The following is a 15,081-nucleotide window of genomic DNA, read 5'->3' as shown; positions in this document are numbered from 1 at the left end:
GGCGCGAGCATGGCAGGGGAGCACCACCGCGGGCGGTGCTCCGTCCACGTCGTCGGCGGTGAGGGGCAGGCCATGTACTACTCCAGCGGCAACTACGAGGCGTTCGCGCGACCGCGCAGGCCGGAGCGGACGGACCGGCTCGGGTCCGTGCACCTGGTGGGAGCGGGCCTCGCGTCGCTGTCCGCGGCGGGCTTCCTCGTCCGCGACGGCCAGGTGCCGGGGGAGAAGATCACCGTCTACGAGCGGCTCCGACTCCCCGGCGGCGCGCTCGACGGCATCAAGGAGCCGCGGCGCGGGTTCGTGATCCGTGGCGGGCGCGAGCTCGAGGACCACATGGAGTGCCTGTGGGACCTGTTCCGCTCCGTCCCGTCGATCGAGACCGAGGGCGTCTCGGTCCTCGACGAGTTCTACTGGCTCAACAAGGACGACCCGAACTTCTCGCTCCAGCGCGTCACCGAGGACCGCGGGAAGGACGCGCACTTCGACAACCTGTTCCGCCTCGACGAGAAGGCGCAGAAGGAGATCACGAAGATCTTCCTCGCGCGCCGCGAGGACATGGAGGGCAAGTCGATCGAGGACGTCATGTCGCGGCACTTCCTCGACAGCCAGTTCTGGCTCTACTGGCGCACGATGTTCGCGTTCCAGGAGTGGCACAGCGCGCTCGAGTTCAAGCTCTACCTGCACCGGTTCATCCACCACGTCGGCGGCCTGCCCGACCTCTCGGCGCTCAAGTTCACCAAGTACAACCAGTACGAGTCGATGGTGCTGCCGCTCACGCGCTGGCTCATGGGCCAGGGCGTGACGTTCCGGTTCCACGTCGAGGTCACCGACGTCGACTTCGACCTCGCCCCGGACCGCAAGGTCGCCACGCGGCTGCACCTGCTGGACCACGCGGCGGCCCACGAGTCCGGCGGGGCCGCCGTCGAGCGGACGATCGACCTCGGCGAGGACGACCTCGTCATCGCGACCATCGGCTCGCTCACCGAGAACTCCGACAACGGCGACCAGCACACGCCCGCGCGCCTCGACACGGGGCCCGCGCCCGCGTGGGACCTGTGGCGGCGCGTCGCGGCCAAGGACCCGTCGTTCGGCCGGCCCGACGTCTTCAGCACCGACATCCCGCTCACCAAGTGGCAGTCCGCCACCGTCACGACGCTCGACCGGCGCATCCCCGAGCACATCGAGCGCATCTGCCGGCGGGACCCGTTCAGCGGGACGGTCGTCACCGGCGGCATCGTCACCGCGCGCGACTCGGCGTGGCTGATGAGCTGGACCGTCAACCGGCAGCCGCACTTCAAGGCGCAGTCGCCCGACGAGATCGTCGTGTGGGTCTACGGCCTGTTCGTGGACACCCCGGGCGACTACGTGAAGAAGTCGCTCCAGGAGTGCACGGGCGAGGAGATCACGCAGGAGTGGCTCTATCACCTCGGGGTGCCGGAGGCCGACATCCCGACCCTCGCCGCCGAGGCCGCGAGCTGCGTGCCCGTGATGATGCCGTACGTCACGGCGTTCTTCATGCCCCGGCACGCGGGCGACCGGCCCCAGGTCGTGCCCGACGGCGCCCGCAACTTCGCGTTCATCGGCCAGTTCGCCGAGACCACCCGGGACACGATCTTCACCACCGAGTACTCCGTGCGCACCGGCATGGAGGCGGCCTACCAGCTGCTCGACCTGGAGCGCGGCGTGCCCGAGGTCTTCAACAGCACGTACGACGTCCGCAAGCTGCTCGCCGCGGTGAGCGCCCTGCGCGACGGCGAGGAGCTCGACATCCCCGGGCCGCGGATCCTGCGCGACCGGCTCCAGAAGAAGGTGGACGCCACCGAGATCGGCGAGCTGCTCGCCGAGTTCAGCCTCCTGTCCCACGACGAGTAGCGGCACGCACCGCGTCGGCGAGCCGGGCGACCGCCTCGTCGACGCGGGCGTCGGCGAGGTTGCCGTACCCGAGCACGAGGGTCGTCGACCGCTCGGCGGGGCGCACCTGGTAGCGGCGCAGGTCGACGACGGTCACCTCGCGCCGCGCGGCCTCGCGCACGACGTGCGCGGCGTCGGGCGCGGGATCGTCGGGCGTGCCCGGCAGGGACAGCAGCGCGTGCATCCCCGCCGCGATGCCGCGCACCGCGGCGCCGGGCAGCTCGCGGGCGAGGGCGTCGAGCACGGCGTCGCGACGGCGGCGGTAGCGCCCGCGCGCGGCGCGCAGGTGCCGGTCGTAGCCGCCGGACGCGACGAGCCGCGCGAACGCGAGCTGGTCGACGGTGGACGGGGCCGCCGTCGGGCCGTGCGGGGCGGCAGCCCGCGCGACGGACTCGCGCCAGCGGGCGGGCACGACCATCCACCCGACGCCGAACGCGGGGCTCATCGTCTTGCTCACCGAGCCGAGCAGCACGACCCGGTCGGGGTCGAGCTGCTGGAGCGCGGCGACGGGCCGGCGGTCGTAGCGGAACTCGGCGTCGTAGTCGTCCTCGACGACGACGCCGTCGACGTCCCGCGCCCAGGCGAGGACGGCCTCGCGCCGCTCGGGCGCGAGCGCTGAGCCGGTGGGGAACTGGTGCGCGGGCGTGAGGAGCGCGGCCCGCGCGCCCGTCCGCCGGGACGCGTCGACGAGCACGCCGACGTCCGCGCCCCCGGCGTCCACGGGGACCGGGACGGGGGTGAGACCGGCGCGCGCTGCGACGTCGCGCAGCACCGACCAGCTCGGGTCCTCGACGAGCAGGTGCGTGTGGCCCGCCTCGACGAGCGCGGCGGCGACGCGCGCCATGCCGTCCGTCGCGCCGCGCGTCAGTACGACGGCGTCGTCCGGCCCGGTGACGACGCGCGCCCGGCGCAGGTGGCCGGCGACGACGGCGCGCGCGTGCGGGTGCCCGGCGGGGGAGGGCTGCCCGAGGTCGTCGTTCGACGCCGTCCCGCCGGACGTGCCGAGCGCCTCGCGTGCCGCGCGGAGCCAGGCGTCGCGCGGGACGTGCCGGAGATCGGGGACGCCCGGCGCGAGGTCGAACCGGGCGCGCGCGGCGTGGGTCCTGCCGGTGTCGGTCCGCCCGGCGTCCACGACGGAGCGCGCGGGTCTACCGTCCGCCGCTCGTTCCTCGCGGCTCCCGCCAGGCCCGCCACGGCCCGCGCGCGCCGTCGTTCCCGCCGGGCTCGTGGGCCGCTCGCCCAGCGCGCTCGTTTCCCTCGGGCTCGTCGAGCGGGCGCCGGCTGCGGCGGAGACGCGGGTCGCGGAGCCGGTGCGCGCCTCGAGGAAGCCCTCGGCGACGAGCTGGCCGTACGCCTCCGTGACGACCCACCGCGACACCCCGAGCGACTCGGCGAGCTGTCGGCTCGGCGGCAGCGCCGCGCCGACGGGGACGCGGCCGGCGTGCACGGCGTCGCGGACCGCGCGCTCGAGCCGCTCGACGCGGGACCCCGGCCCCGTGCCCAGGTCGAGCAGGGCCTCCCAGGCGAGCGCCGCCGTCGGCCCGGGGCGGTCGGACGGCAGATTGGTCTGGTCGACGGCCATGGCATCGGACCGTACACCCGTGCCGATGCCTCCCTAGCGTGGAGCACGTCACCGAGACCACGGGCCACCACGGGCCGCTCGGACCACCGACAGACCCAGGGAGACCACCATGCGGTACCGCACCATCGGCGACGGGCGCACCTCCTTCGAGGTGTCGACCCTGTGCCTCGGCACGATGAACATGGGCACCCTCGTCGACGAGGACACCTCGTTCGCGATCCTCGACCGCTACCGCGAGGCGGGCGGCACGTTCCTCGACACCGCGAACAACTACAGCTTCTGGGCCGACGGCCACGGCCGCGACAGCGAGGACCTGCTCGGCCGCTGGCTCGCGAGCCGCGGTGCGCGCGACGAGGTCCGGATCGCGACGAAGCTGGGCGCGGCCAAGAAGGACCCGGCCCTGCCGCTGCAGAACGTCGAGCCGACGAACTTCCAGGGGCTCGGCGCCGACGTCGTCGCGGACGAGGCGCACGAGAGCCTGCGCCACCTCGGCGTCGACCACCTGGACGTGCTGTACGGGCACGTCGACGACCACGGGACGCCGCTCGCCGAGACCGTCGGCGCGTTCGGCAAGCTCCAGGCGGAGGGCGTCGTCGGCATCACGGGCATCTCGAACGTCGCGCTGTGGCGCGTCGTCGAGGCGCGCGAGGAGGCGCTGCGCCAGGGCGTCACGCCCTACGGGCTCGTCCAGCAGAACTACACCTACGCCTACCCGACGCCCGAGCCCGGGCGGCACAACTGGGCGTCGTACGAGCTGCTCGACTACGCGGCGTCCACGGGCGTCGAGGGCCGCCCGCCGCTCGCCGTCACCGCCTACTCGCCGATCCTCCAGGGCGCGTACGTGCGCCGGGACAAGCCGCTCTGGGACGGGTTCGACCACCCGACCACGCGCGAGCGCATCCGCCTCCTGCACGAGGTCGCGGGCGAGCTCGGCGCGACGCCGAACCAGGTCGCGCTCGCGTGGCTCCTCGGCGGCGAGCACGCGGTGATCCCGGTGATCGGGCCCAGCACGGTCGAGCAGCTCGACGACCTCCTCGGCGCGGCCGACCTGGAGCTCGACCCCGAGCTGCGCGCGCGCCTCGACGCGGCCTGAGCCGGCCGAGCGGCCCGGCCCGGCGCACCCACGCCGGGCCGGGCTGCCACGATGGGCCGATGCCCACCACGATCGTCGCGCGCATCCGGCCCGACGACTGGCGCGAGCTGCGGGACGTCCGCCTGCGCGCGCTCGCCGACGCCCCGTCCGCTTTCGGCTCGACGCTCGCGCGCGAGGCCGCCTTCCCCGACGGCGTGTGGCGCGAGCGCGCGGCGCAGGGGCGCACGCTCCTCGCGCGCACCGTCCCCGACGGCGGCCCGCCTGGCGACCGCGGCAAGTCCGACGACGGCGCCCCGCCCGGGAGCGGCCGGTCGCCCGGTCCCGTGGTCGGGGTCGCGGCCGTCGTTCCCTCGCCCGACGACCCGACCGTGGCCGAGCTCGTGTCCGTGTGGGTCGAGCCCGGCGCGCGGGGGAGCGGTGTGGCGGCGTCGCTCCTGGCGCGCGCCGACGACCTCGCGGCCGGGCTCGGCGCGCGCACGCTCGCGCTCTGGGTCACCGCGACCAACGCTCCCGCGCTCCGCCTCTACGAGCGCGCGGGCTTCGCGCCGACCGGCGAGACCCAGCCCCTCCCGAGCGACCCCCGCCTCCTCGAGCTGCGGATGACGCGGCGCGTCGCCGGATAGGGTGCGGGGACCTGATCCCGGACCGTGCCGAGGGGGCCGCGTGGAGTTCCAGGACGTCGTCCGACGCCGGCGCATGGTGCGCCGGTTCACCGACGAGCCGGTCGACCCGGACGCCGTCGACCGCCTCGTGCGCAACGCCGTCCGCGCGCCGAGCGCGGGGTTCGCGCAGGGGTGGTCGTTCCTCGTGCTCACCGAGCCCGACGACGTCGCGCGCTTCTGGTCCGCGACCTCGCCCTATCAGCCCGAGCGGAGCATGAGCGCGTGGCTCGCCGGGATGCGGACCGCGCCCGTGCTCGTCGTGGTCCTCACGTCGAAGGACGTCTACCTCGACCGGTACGCCGAGGACGACAAGGGCTGGGCGGACCGCGACGAGAACCGCTGGGCCGTGCCGTACTGGCACGTCGACGCCGGGATGGCCGCGCTGCTCATGCTCCAGACCGCCGTCGACGAAGGGCTCGGCGCGTGCTTCTTCGGCGTCGCGCCGGGCGAGGTCGGACGGCTGCGCGCGGCGTTCGGCATCCCGGACGCGTACGCGCCGACGGGGGTCGTCGCCGTCGGGCACCCCCTCGATCGGGCGGCCACGGGCTCGCCGCGCCGTCGCGCGCGCAAGCCGCTCGACGACGTCGTGCACCGCGGCCGCTGGGGAGGCCGGTCGTGACGGGCTCGCGGGCGGGGGCGCTCGCCGTCGGGCTCGCGCTCGCCGTCCTCGGCGCGGGAGCGTGCACGGGGAGCGCGACGCCCGAGGACCCGACGGGCGCGGCGTCCGCGACGCGGACGGACCGGCCGCCCGCCGAGGTCCCGGCCGACGACCCGACCGCCTCGGGCGACCCGGAGCGGCCTCCGGGTGGCTCCGACGAGCCGACGGCGGGCGCCTCCGCCGGGCCGGGGGAGGCGCCCACGGCCGCTCCGCCCGAGGTCACGAGCCTCGGAGGCGTGGCCGGCGCGACCCCGCTCGTCGCGCGGTCCGGGTGGGATGTCGTCGGTGCGAGCGGCGCGTGCGTCCTGTCGTCACGTGCGACGGCGGACCCGGCGGCACCGACGGCGAGCCCGCACGACGCGTCCGCCGCCCTCCTCGCGGAGACGGTCGCCGCGGACGGCGGCGACCTCACGGCTCCCCGCGACGTCCTGCTGCCCCTCCTCGCCGACGGCGTGACCCGTCAGGGGGTGAACGGCGTGGCCCAGGACTGGACGGTGACGACCCCGCGCGGCGAGGTGCGGGTGCGCGGGGCGGCGCGCGTCGTGAGCGTGCCGACGTTCGAGGGCGACGCGTCGACGCAGTCCGTGGTGCTCGCGCTGGACTGCGCCGGGCCGCTCGACGAGGGCGCGTGGCAGCGCCTCCTCGCCGACGTGCGGGTCGGCCTCGCGGCGCCCGCCGAGGAGCTCGGTACCTGGCCGTCGTAGCGGCGCGGGCGGGTGCCGGGTCAGGCGTCGTGGTCGCGCAGCGCCGGGACGTGCAGCCCGACGGCGGCCCGCACGGGCGGGGGCAGCTCGCCCCAGTCGTCCAGCGTGTCCAGGTCCACGGCGGTCCCGGGCCGCTGCACGACGACGGCCCGCAGCCCGAGCCGCTCGGCCTCCGCGACGTGCGCCGCGCGGCTGCCCGGCCCGAACCGGAACCGGAACCCCCCTCCGCCGGGACCGCCGTCGGGCCGAGCGCGAGGTTCCTGGCGTCCTGCGCCGGTTCCCGAGACCGCGGTCGTGCTCGACGGCGCGGAAGCCGGGGGTCCGAGGACGAGCAGGTTCGTGCCCGCGCCGACCCGGTCCGTCGCGACGACGACGGGGGCGTCCTCGGCGAGCAGCGCCGCGACGTCCGCGGTCGTGAGCGCCGGGAGGTCGGCGTGCGCGACGAGGAGCCGCACCGGGCCCGGGGCCGCCGCGTCCTGCGCCGCGGCCTCCTCCGCGATCTCCCGGCCCAGCTCGACCGCCGCGTCCAGACCGGGCCGGTCCGCGGGCTGGAGCACGATGCGCAGCCGGTCGGCGTCGGCGGTCAGCAGGGGCAGGTCGTCGGACGCGGCGTGCGCCGCGTCGGCGGACTCGTCGACCACGACGTCCCGCAGCGCCCGCCACGTGAACCGCGGGTCGGACGTCACGACGACCACGCGCTCGACGCCGTCGCTCGCGAGCAGCGTCCCCACGACGTGCCGCGCGAGCACGCCGATCAGCCTGCTGCGCGACGCGGGGTCGAGCACGTGCGCGAGCCGCGACTTCCCCGACGACCCGTCGCGCAGCGGCACGACCGCCACGACGCGCGCCAGTCCCGGGGCGCCCGGGCGAGGGCCGCCGTCGGGCAGCACGAGGTCACCCACGCGCGATCCCCGCCGTCCGCAGCAGCGTGCGCGCCAGGCGCTCGCGGCCCTCGGCGCCGCCCATGACCGTGTCCGTCACGACGACGTCCATCCCGAGCGCGCGGACGGCGTCCGCGAGGTGCGCGTCGTGGTCGTCGATGACCATGACGTCGACCAGGCCCACGTAGAGGCGCGCGACGCCGAGCGCGGAGACCTCGTGCCCGAGCGTCGTGAGGATCTGCGCCGCCGGGCCCTTGAGCGCGCGACCGCCCACGATCGGGCTCACCGCGACGCGTCGCGCCGACGTCCCGGCGAGCGCCTCCCGCACGCCCGCGACGCCCAGCACCGGCTCCACCGACAGGAACGGGTTCGACGGCGCGACCACGACGACGTCGGCGTCGGTCACCGCGTCGAGCACGCCGGGCGCCGGGCGCGCGGCGTCGATGCCGTCGTAGACGAGACCGAGCACGTCGTCCGCGTGCCGGCGGCCCACGAAGTACTCCTGGAACCCCAGGCGCCCGGCGGGCGTGTCGACGAGCGTCGCGACGCGGTCGTCGGTCACGGGCAGCACGCGCCCCCGGACGCCGAGCGCGGCCGTGAGCTGCGCCGTGACGTCGGACAGCGGCGCGCCCGCGCGCAGCCGGGCCGTCCGCACGACGTGCGTCGCGAGGTCGCGGTCGCCGAGCGTGAACCACGTGTCCTCGCCGAGCCGGCCCATCGCCTCCAGGGCCGCGTACGTCTCCCCGACGACGCCCCAGCCGCGCTCCTCGTCCGCGAGACCGGCGAGCGTGTACGTCACGGTGTCGAGGTCGGGCGAGATCCACAGCCCGTGCAGCTCGACGTCGTCCGCCACGTTGACGACGACCGTGAGGTCCGTCCCCGCGAGGTCCAGACCGTGCGCGAGGCGGGCCCCGCCGACCCCGCCCGCGAGCACGGTGACGCGGTCGGTGCGGTGTTCTGCTGTCACGACGACGAGCCTACGTCGGAGCACGGTCCCCTCGGGGAGCGCCCGGTGCCCCGGCCCGTGGCGCGGCGCCGTGCCACGATGGACCCATGGCCGTCTTCGCCTTCTCCGTCGCCCCGCTCGGTGCCGGCGAGTCCGTCGCGGACTCCGTCGCCGAGGCCGTCCGCATCGTCCGCGAGTCGGGCCTGCCGAACCGCACCACGTCGATGTTCACCGAGATCGAGGGTGACTGGGACGTCGTCATGCCCGTGATCCAGCGTGCGACCGAGGCCGTCGGCGCGGGCGGTCACCGCGTGTCGCTCGTCCTCAAGGCCGACATCCGCCCGGGTCGCACGGGCGAGCTCACGGGCAAGGTCGAGCGCGTCGAGGAGCGGCTCGCGGCCGAGTCGGAGGACACCGGGCACGCCTGACCGGGCGGGTGACGCCCGGGCCGGAGGGCGGGGCCGGACGGCCCTTGCGCACCGGTTCGCCCGCTTCGAGGGACTTGACCCGCCCCCGTAGGCTATGGCGCATACGCCCCCGCCCAGGTCGCGTTTCCGCTGCTGCAGGAGAACCCCCGATGCCCCTCTTCGAGGTGGACGCCGAGCGTCCCGTACTGGTCCAGCCGCCCCAGCAGGCAGGAGCATTCGGGACGGACGCGCAGCGGGTGGTGGACGGCAACCTCGAGGGACTGCTGGGCGAGCAGATCTTCCCGGTCGCGCAGGGCACGTCCGACGACGAGCCGCACCTCCTCGCGCTCGACGCGGCGGGGCTCCCGGTCGTCATCGAGGTCACGGCCGAGCTCACCGAGGAGGCCCTGACCGCGGCGCTCAACCACGCGGGCCGCGCCGGTCGCCTCACGCGCGCCGAGCTCGCCGCGCGCTACACGGGCGGCGCGTCGCGCTTTCAGCAGGACGTCGCCGCGTTCTACGACAACGTGCCCCTCACGCGCTCGCAGGCGACCGCGCGCGCCACGGGCGCGCGCCTCATCGTCATCTGCTCGAGCGCCGCGCCCGGCATCCAGGACGCGCTCGACTTCCTGCGCCAGCCCGGCTCGCCGGTCGCGGTGCTGCGCCTCGGCGTGGTCCACGGGGCCGACGGCCGCCGCTTCGTCGACGTGTCCCCGCTCGCGATGACGCGCGACAACCCCGCGCCACCCGCGGCACCCGAGCCCCCGCGGGGCCGTGCCGTCGCCCCCGGTTCCGACTTCGCGGACGGCGTCGCCGTGGGCCGAGCCCTGACCGGCAAGTTTCCCGTGGTGACGCGTCAGGCCGCGAGGTCCCGGGCGGAGCGCCGCCGGGCCGCCGAGCTCGAGCCCCGCACCACCTACGGCGTCGCGCCGACGTCGGCCGACGAGACGGGCCAGCTCGCCCCCCTCGCCGCGACGGACGAGCCGCGCCGCGCCGAGCCGCCCGTGCTCGACTTCGTGCCCCTGGACGACCCGCTCACCGCGCGCACGGCGCCCGAGCCCGCGCCGACGGCCTGGGCCGACCGCCGCCCGGTCGAGGGCGCCGACGAGGCGCCGGCCCCGCGCACCTCGATCCTCACGCGCGAGTCGATCCGTACCCGGGAGTCGATCCGGACGCGCGAGTCGTACCTCACGCACGAGTACGGCGACCAGCGCAGCCCGGCGCAGGAGCGCCCGTACGACCCGCTGTCGTACCACCCGCCCGTCGACCTCGGCACGGGGCCGGACCTTCCGTCGAGGAGCCGCGACGTCGCGCCGGTGCCGTCCCCGCCCGCGGCCGACCTGCCGCTCGGCCCCGAGGACGACCCGGACCTCGTCGCGCTCGCCCGCGCGTTCGGCGCCCCGCGCCAGCTCGTCTGGTCGCGGCCCCGGCGCGGGCAGCGTTTCGAGGCGGTGCTCCAGCCCGACGGCTTCATCGAGCTGTCCGACGGCGCCCGGTTCCGCCACCCGGACCTCGCCGCGGTCGCGGTCTCCGGCACCCACACCGCCGACGGCTGGAGCGTCTGGCGCCTGGGCACCGACGACGGCCCCACCCTCACCGACGCCTTCCGCGAGCACACCGCCTGAGCCCGCGGGCCGGGACCGCTCCTGGCGTGAGACGGGAGAAGTGGCCCCTGGCGGACTCGCCGCAGGGGCCACTTCTCGCATCTCGCCCCGGCGCCCCGGGACCGCACCACGACGACCGGAGGCACGCGTGATCGGGTTCCTGCACACGGCGGAGGTCCACGTCGCGACGTTCGGTGCGCTCGTCGACGAGGTCGCGCCGGGGGAGGGCCACACGCATCGCGTGGACGTTCCCCTGCTCGACGCCGCGCGCGGGGGCGTGCCCGTCGCCGCGCGGGTGCGAGCCCACGTCGAGGCGCTCGCCGCGGCGGGCGCGTCGGTGGTCGTGTGCACGTGCTCGACGCTGGGGCCGGTCGCGGAGAGCGCCGGTCGGGGGTCGTCCGTGGTCCCCGTGGTGCGGGTGGACGCGCCGCTCGCGGCGGAGGCGGTGCGCGACGGCGGCCGGGTCGCCGTGGTCGTCGCGCTCGCCTCGACGCTGGCCCCGACGACGGAGCTCCTCGCCGACGCGGCTCGCCGCGCGGGGACGCAGGTCGAGCTGGAGCCGGTCGTCTGCGGCGACGCCTGGGCGGCGTTCGAGGCCGGCGACCTCACGGCCTACCACCGGGCCGTCGCCGACGCGGTGCGGGACGCCGTCGCGCGCCGCAGGCCCGACGTGGTCGTGCTCGCGCAGGCGAGCATGGCGCCCGCCGCCCCGCTGCTCGCCGACGTGCCCGTCCGGGTGCTGACGAGCCCGGGCAGCGCGGTGGCCCGGGCCGTGGAGCTGGCCCGGGCCTGACGCGCGCCCCGCTCAGTCGGTCGTCCGCACCATGGTCCGGATCCCGACGGCGAGCCCGACGGCGGCCGTCACGACGGCGGCGACCCACCCCCACGCGACGGCGGACGCCGTGAGGTCGCCCGCGAAGAGCGCCCGCTCGGCGTCGACCACGTAGCGCAGCGGGTTGACGTCGGACGCGACCTGCATCCAGCGGGGTCCGGTCTCGAGCGGCAGGAGCATGCCGGACAGGATCATGAGCGGGAAGACGAGCGTCTGCTGCACGACCCAGAACATCCAGTCCTGCTTGCGGACGGCGAGCGCGAGCGCGTAGCTGAGGGAGCCGATCCCCACGCCGAAGACGGCGAGCAGCACCAGCCCCACGACGGCGCCGGCGGGGTGCAGCTCGAAGCCGAACGGCAGCATGACGAGCACCACGACGACGGACTGCGCGACGATCGGGACCATCTCCTTGAGCGCGCGCCCGACGAGGAGCGACGCGCGCGACAGCGGCGCGACGAGCATCCGCTCGTGCGCCCCCGTCTGCAGCTCGACGAGGAGGTTCGCGCCCGTCGTGGACGTCCCGAACAGCGTCGTCATGACGAGGATCGACGGCACGAACCACTGCCAGACGTTGCCGCCCAGGACCTCCTGGCCGGTCGTCGTGCCGCCGAGCGACCCGACGAGGAGCGGTCCGAACAGCGCGAGGAAGACGACCGGCTGGACGAGCCCGAAGAGGACGGAGAACGGGTCGTGCAGCACGGGCCGCAGCTCGCGCACGAGCACGATGCCGGTGTCGCGCGCGAAGGCGGCGAGGCCGCGGCGTGGGGCGTGCGCGCGGCTCGGTGCCGTGCGCGGCATGGTCGGGGTCGTGGTGACGGTGCTCATGCTGCGGTCCTCTCGGTGGGGTGGGCGTCGGCGCTCGTGGAGGCGCCCGTCTCGCGCAGGCTGCGCCCGGTGAGGGCGAGGAAGACGTCGTCGAGCGTGGGCCGGCGCACCTGGGCGGTGTCGACGGCGATCCCTGCGGCGTCCGCCGCGCGCAGCAGCCGGGGCAGGTAGGCGTCGCCCCGCTCGGCGCGCACCTCGAGCGCGGGTGCGCTGCCGGGACCGGCGTCCGGCCCGGTGTCGGGCCCAGCGTCGGGCCCGACGGCGCCCGCGCCCTCGGGCGTGCGGGCCACCTCGCGGAAGCCCTCGACGCGGCGGGCCAGCGCGGTGAGGTGGGCGGCGTCGTCGTGCGCGCGACCGCCCGACGGCGCGAGCGTCACGAGGACGCGGTCCCCGGCGAGCTCGGCCTTGAGGTTCGCGGCCGTGTCGTCGGCGATGACGCGCCCGTGGTCGACGACGACGACCCGCTCGGCCATGGTGTCGGCCTCGTCGAGGTAGTGCGTCGTGAGGACGATCGTCATGGGCTCGCCCGTCGTCGCGCGGGCGCCGTCGCGCATGCGCAGGACGTGCTCCCACAGGTTCACGCGGTTGTGCGGGTCGAGACCCGTGGACGGCTCGTCGAGGAAGAGGAGCGACGGCGCGTGCACGAGGCCCATGGCGACGTCGAGCCGGCGGCGCTGCCCGCCGGAGAGGTCGGACACCTTGCGGGTGCCGTGCGCCGTGAGCTCGAGGGAGTCGAGCAGCTCGTCGGCGCGTCGCCGGGCGGTCCGGCGGTCCAGGCCGTGGATGCGGCCCTGGCTCGCGAGCTCGTCGACGGCCCGCTGCGCGTGCCCGGCCCCGTTGCCCTGCCCGACGTACCCGATGCGGTGGCGGACGGCGTCCGGCTCGGCGACGACGTCGTGTCCCGCGACGGTGGCGGTGCCCGACGTCGGCCGGGTCAGCGTGGTGAGCATGCGCAGGGTGGTCGTCTTGCCGGCCCCGTTGGGGCCGAGGACGGCGACGAGCTCGCCCGGCGCGACGTCGAGGTCGATGCCCCGCACGGCGTGCACGGTGCGGCTCTCGTCCCGCCCGACGGCGAAGTCCTTGGTCAGTGCTCTGGTCCGGATCACGGTGCTCCTCCTGGGTGCGGTGCGTGCGTCGGGAACGACCCTGCTCCGGGTAGCGGACACGTTCGGTCCTCTACCTCGTGCGACGCTGGAGCCATGCTCGAGACCTCGGGACGACTGCTGCGGCTCCTCTCGCTGCTCCAGGCGCGCCGCGACTGGCCGGGGGCCACGCTGGCGGAGCGGCTGGAGGTGAGCCCGCGCACCGTGCGGCGCGACGTGGACCGGCTGCGCACGCTGGGCTACCCGGTGCGCGCGACCAAGGGCCCCGACGGCGGGTACCGGCTCGACGCCGGGGCGGACGTGCCGCCGCTCCTGTTCGACGACGAGCAGGCCGTCGCCGTCGCGGTCGCCCTCCGCACGGGCGCGCTGCCCGGGGTCGAGGACGCCGCGGCCCGGGCGCTCGCGACCATCCGGCAGGTGATGCCCGCGCGGCTGCGGACGCGCATCGACGCTCTGGAGGTGACCGCCGTGCCGGGGCGCCGGGAGCAGAAGCTCCCCACCGTGCGTCCCGACGTGCTCGTCGCCGTCGGGACGGCGGCGAGCGAACGACGCGTGCTCCGGTTCGACTACGACGGCGGCACCGGTGAGGTGCTCCACGCGCCGGGTGCTCCGGAGGCCGCGGGGTTCCGCGCCCCGCGGCGCGCGGAGCCGCACCACCTCGCGACGTGGGGCGGGCGGTGGTACCTCGTCGCGTGGGACCTCGACCGGGAGGACTGGCGCACGTTCCGCGTCGACCGGATGGTCCCGCGCGAGGGCACGGGGGCACGGTTCGCGCCGCGCGCGCTGCCGGCGCCCGACGTCGCGGCGTTCGTCGTGGAGCGGTTCGCCACGACCAGCTACCCGGTGCGCGGGACCGTCGAGCTCCACGCGGACGCCGCGTCGGTGGCGCGGTGGGCGGGCGCGGACGCGGTCGTCGAGCCGGCGGGGGAGGGGCGGTGCCGCCTGACGACCGGTTCCTGGTCCTGGGGCGGGCTCGCGGCCCGGTGCGCGATGTTCGACGTGCCGTTCGACGTCGTCGGGCCGCCCGAGCTGCGCGAGGCCGTGCGCGTCCTGGGGGAGCGCGCGCGAGCGGCGGCGACGGGTGAGCCGGGTGAGCCGGGTCACGAGGGAGCGAGTTGACCTCCTGGCCCGCGACCCCGTAATGTTCTCGAGGTCGCCCGGCAGGGAGGAACAGACACCACGGCACAGCTCTTCGGAGCAGATGCGAAGTGGCTGGTCCCCCGGGCGAAACTCCCACCAGATTTCTCGGAGCACAGTGCTGCGCCGTGAGTGCGGTGAGGGTGTCTGGATCAGGTACATTTCTTAACGGAAATCCGGTTTTCACCGGTCCGGGACGAACGGCCGGGTCTGGTAGGATTCAGAACGAAGGAAGCGCCCCGCGCAAGGGCCTCGGGAACGAGGTCGGAGGCGGTGTGTGTCGGTTGTTTGAGAACTCAACAGTGTGCTTGTTAGTCAATGCCAAATTTTTTGTCCCTGTGGCATGGCTGGCCTGGTTGCCCGTCCGGGTGGTTGGGTTGGTTGTGTCTGGGATTCCTTTGGTTGATTTCGGAAGATGATGTCATCTTTCGTGTTGATGCCAGTTTTGTGAACCCTGTTGGGGTTCGCTTCGTATGGATTGTTCACTGCCGGGGTTTGCCCTGGTGGTGGGCGTTGTTCATTTACGGAGAGTTTGATCCTGGCTCAGGACGAACGCTGGCGGCGTGCTTAACACATGCAAGTCGAACGATGATGCCCAGCTTGCTGGGCGGATTAGTGGCGAACGGGTGAGTAACACGTGAGTAACCTGCCCTTGACTTCGGGATAACTCCGGGAAACCGGGGCTAATACCGGATATGAGCCGCCTTCGCATGGGGGTGGTTGGAAAGTTTTTCGG

Annotated in this window: 14 protein-coding genes and 1 rRNA gene; 10 read left to right on the top strand and 5 right to left on the bottom strand. The window is 75.2% G+C overall.

Annotated features, from left to right (window positions below):
- Window positions 1-72: 72 nt before the first annotated feature.
- Window positions 73-1,872, top strand: coding sequence for an oleate hydratase (locus tag GWJ10_RS16590; protein ID WP_163188625.1), 1,800 nt, complete (start codon window positions 73-75; stop codon window positions 1,870-1,872).
- Here GWJ10_RS16590 and GWJ10_RS16585 read toward each other — a convergent pair.
- Window positions 1,847-3,493, bottom strand: a complete 1,647-nt coding sequence (locus tag GWJ10_RS16585; protein ID WP_163188624.1) for a PLP-dependent aminotransferase family protein — start codon at window positions 3,491-3,493, stop codon at window positions 1,847-1,849. The two genes, GWJ10_RS16590 and GWJ10_RS16585, sit on opposite strands and share 26 nt — an antisense overlap.
- A gap of 109 nt (window positions 3,494-3,602) precedes the next feature.
- Between GWJ10_RS16585 and GWJ10_RS16580 the strand changes: the two genes are divergently transcribed.
- From GWJ10_RS16580 to GWJ10_RS16565, 4 genes are read left to right on the top strand one after another with little or no spacing between them, the layout of a single operon-like run.
- Window positions 3,603-4,586: an aldo/keto reductase gene (locus tag GWJ10_RS16580; protein ID WP_163188623.1), complete on the top strand. Its 984-nt coding sequence runs from the start codon at window positions 3,603-3,605 to the stop codon at window positions 4,584-4,586.
- Between the two features lie 59 nt (window positions 4,587-4,645).
- Window positions 4,646-5,209: a GNAT family N-acetyltransferase gene (locus GWJ10_RS16575; protein ID WP_163188622.1), complete on the top strand. Its 564-nt coding sequence runs from the start codon at window positions 4,646-4,648 to the stop codon at window positions 5,207-5,209.
- 40 nt (window positions 5,210-5,249) lie between these two features.
- Complete coding sequence (locus tag GWJ10_RS16570) at window positions 5,250-5,867, top strand: nitroreductase family protein (RefSeq protein WP_163188621.1); 618 nt, start codon at window positions 5,250-5,252, stop codon at window positions 5,865-5,867.
- Entirely contained in the window at window positions 5,864-6,610 is a 747-nt protein-coding gene (locus GWJ10_RS16565; RefSeq protein ID WP_163188619.1) for a hypothetical protein, read from the top strand. The genes GWJ10_RS16570 and GWJ10_RS16565 overlap by 4 nt, the downstream gene beginning before the upstream one ends.
- 20 nt (window positions 6,611-6,630) lie before the next feature.
- Here the strand turns inward: GWJ10_RS16565 and GWJ10_RS16560 are convergent, their stop codons facing one another.
- Together GWJ10_RS16560 and cofD are read right to left on the bottom strand one after the other, a co-directional pair.
- Window positions 6,631-7,512, bottom strand: coding sequence for a 2-phospho-L-lactate guanylyltransferase (locus GWJ10_RS16560; RefSeq protein ID WP_241005872.1), 882 nt, complete (start codon window positions 7,510-7,512; stop codon window positions 6,631-6,633).
- Complete coding sequence (cofD, locus tag GWJ10_RS16555; RefSeq protein ID WP_163188617.1) at window positions 7,505-8,458, bottom strand: 2-phospho-L-lactate transferase; 954 nt, start codon at window positions 8,456-8,458, stop codon at window positions 7,505-7,507. The genes GWJ10_RS16560 and cofD overlap by 8 nt, the downstream gene beginning before the upstream one ends.
- Window positions 8,459-8,544: 86 nt before the next feature.
- Here cofD and GWJ10_RS16550 point away from each other — a divergent pair, with 86 nt between their 5' ends.
- The 3 genes from GWJ10_RS16550 (at window position 8,545) to GWJ10_RS16540 (ending at window position 11,241) form a co-directional block, all read left to right on the top strand.
- Entirely contained in the window at window positions 8,545-8,865 is a 321-nt protein-coding gene (locus GWJ10_RS16550) for an MTH1187 family thiamine-binding protein (protein WP_021483491.1), read from the top strand.
- A gap of 149 nt (window positions 8,866-9,014) precedes the next feature.
- Window positions 9,015-10,469 (top strand): DUF4357 domain-containing protein, encoded by a 1,455-nt coding sequence (locus GWJ10_RS16545; protein WP_051877000.1) that lies wholly within the window; start codon window positions 9,015-9,017, stop codon window positions 10,467-10,469.
- Between the two features lie 127 nt (window positions 10,470-10,596).
- Entirely contained in the window at window positions 10,597-11,241 is a 645-nt protein-coding gene (locus tag GWJ10_RS16540) for an aspartate/glutamate racemase family protein (RefSeq protein WP_163188615.1), read from the top strand.
- A 12-nt stretch (window positions 11,242-11,253) separates the two neighbouring features.
- Here the strand turns inward: GWJ10_RS16540 and GWJ10_RS16535 are convergent, their stop codons facing one another.
- Both GWJ10_RS16535 and GWJ10_RS16530 read right to left on the bottom strand, forming a co-directional pair.
- Entirely contained in the window at window positions 11,254-12,105 is an 852-nt protein-coding gene (locus GWJ10_RS16535) for an ABC transporter permease (protein ID WP_163188614.1), read from the bottom strand.
- Window positions 12,102-13,211 (bottom strand): ATP-binding cassette domain-containing protein, encoded by a 1,110-nt coding sequence (locus GWJ10_RS16530; RefSeq protein ID WP_163188612.1) that lies wholly within the window; start codon window positions 13,209-13,211, stop codon window positions 12,102-12,104. The genes GWJ10_RS16535 and GWJ10_RS16530 overlap by 4 nt, the downstream gene beginning before the upstream one ends.
- A gap of 93 nt (window positions 13,212-13,304) precedes the next feature.
- Here GWJ10_RS16530 and GWJ10_RS16525 point away from each other — a divergent pair, with 93 nt between their 5' ends.
- Both GWJ10_RS16525 and GWJ10_RS16520 read left to right on the top strand, forming a co-directional pair.
- Window positions 13,305-14,327 (top strand): WYL domain-containing protein, encoded by a 1,023-nt coding sequence (locus GWJ10_RS16525; RefSeq protein WP_163188610.1) that lies wholly within the window; start codon window positions 13,305-13,307, stop codon window positions 14,325-14,327.
- A 538-nt stretch (window positions 14,328-14,865) separates the two neighbouring features.
- Window positions 14,866-15,081: ribosomal RNA gene (locus tag GWJ10_RS16520) — 16S ribosomal RNA — on the top strand; the annotation flags it as partial.

Origin of the sequence: Cellulosimicrobium sp. SL-1 (assembly GCF_011033075.1) — a bacterium.
In the GTDB taxonomy this organism is placed as follows: Bacteria; Actinomycetota; Actinomycetes; order Actinomycetales; family Cellulomonadaceae; genus Cellulosimicrobium; species Cellulosimicrobium funkei.
Note: the sequence above shows the minus strand (reverse complement) of the source record. Positions and strands in the feature narration are given on the sequence as shown.

Excerpts from the sequence above, each read along its gene's own strand:
- GWJ10_RS16590 (WP_163188625.1), top strand. The coding sequence starts at position 73 with ATGTACTACTCCAGCGGCAACTACGAGGCGTTCGCGCGACCGCGCAGG.
- GWJ10_RS16585 (WP_163188624.1), bottom strand. The coding sequence starts at position 3,493 with ATGGCCGTCGACCAGACCAATCTGCCGTCCGACCGCCCCGGGCCGACG.
- GWJ10_RS16580 (WP_163188623.1), top strand. The coding sequence starts at position 3,603 with ATGCGGTACCGCACCATCGGCGACGGGCGCACCTCCTTCGAGGTGTCG.
- GWJ10_RS16575 (WP_163188622.1), top strand. The coding sequence starts at position 4,646 with ATGCCCACCACGATCGTCGCGCGCATCCGGCCCGACGACTGGCGCGAG.
- GWJ10_RS16550 (WP_021483491.1), top strand. The coding sequence starts at position 8,545 with ATGGCCGTCTTCGCCTTCTCCGTCGCCCCGCTCGGTGCCGGCGAGTCC.
- GWJ10_RS16545 (WP_051877000.1), top strand. The coding sequence starts at position 9,015 with ATGCCCCTCTTCGAGGTGGACGCCGAGCGTCCCGTACTGGTCCAGCCG.
- GWJ10_RS16535 (WP_163188614.1), bottom strand. The coding sequence starts at position 12,105 with ATGAGCACCGTCACCACGACCCCGACCATGCCGCGCACGGCACCGAGC.
- GWJ10_RS16525 (WP_163188610.1), top strand. The coding sequence starts at position 13,305 with ATGCTCGAGACCTCGGGACGACTGCTGCGGCTCCTCTCGCTGCTCCAG.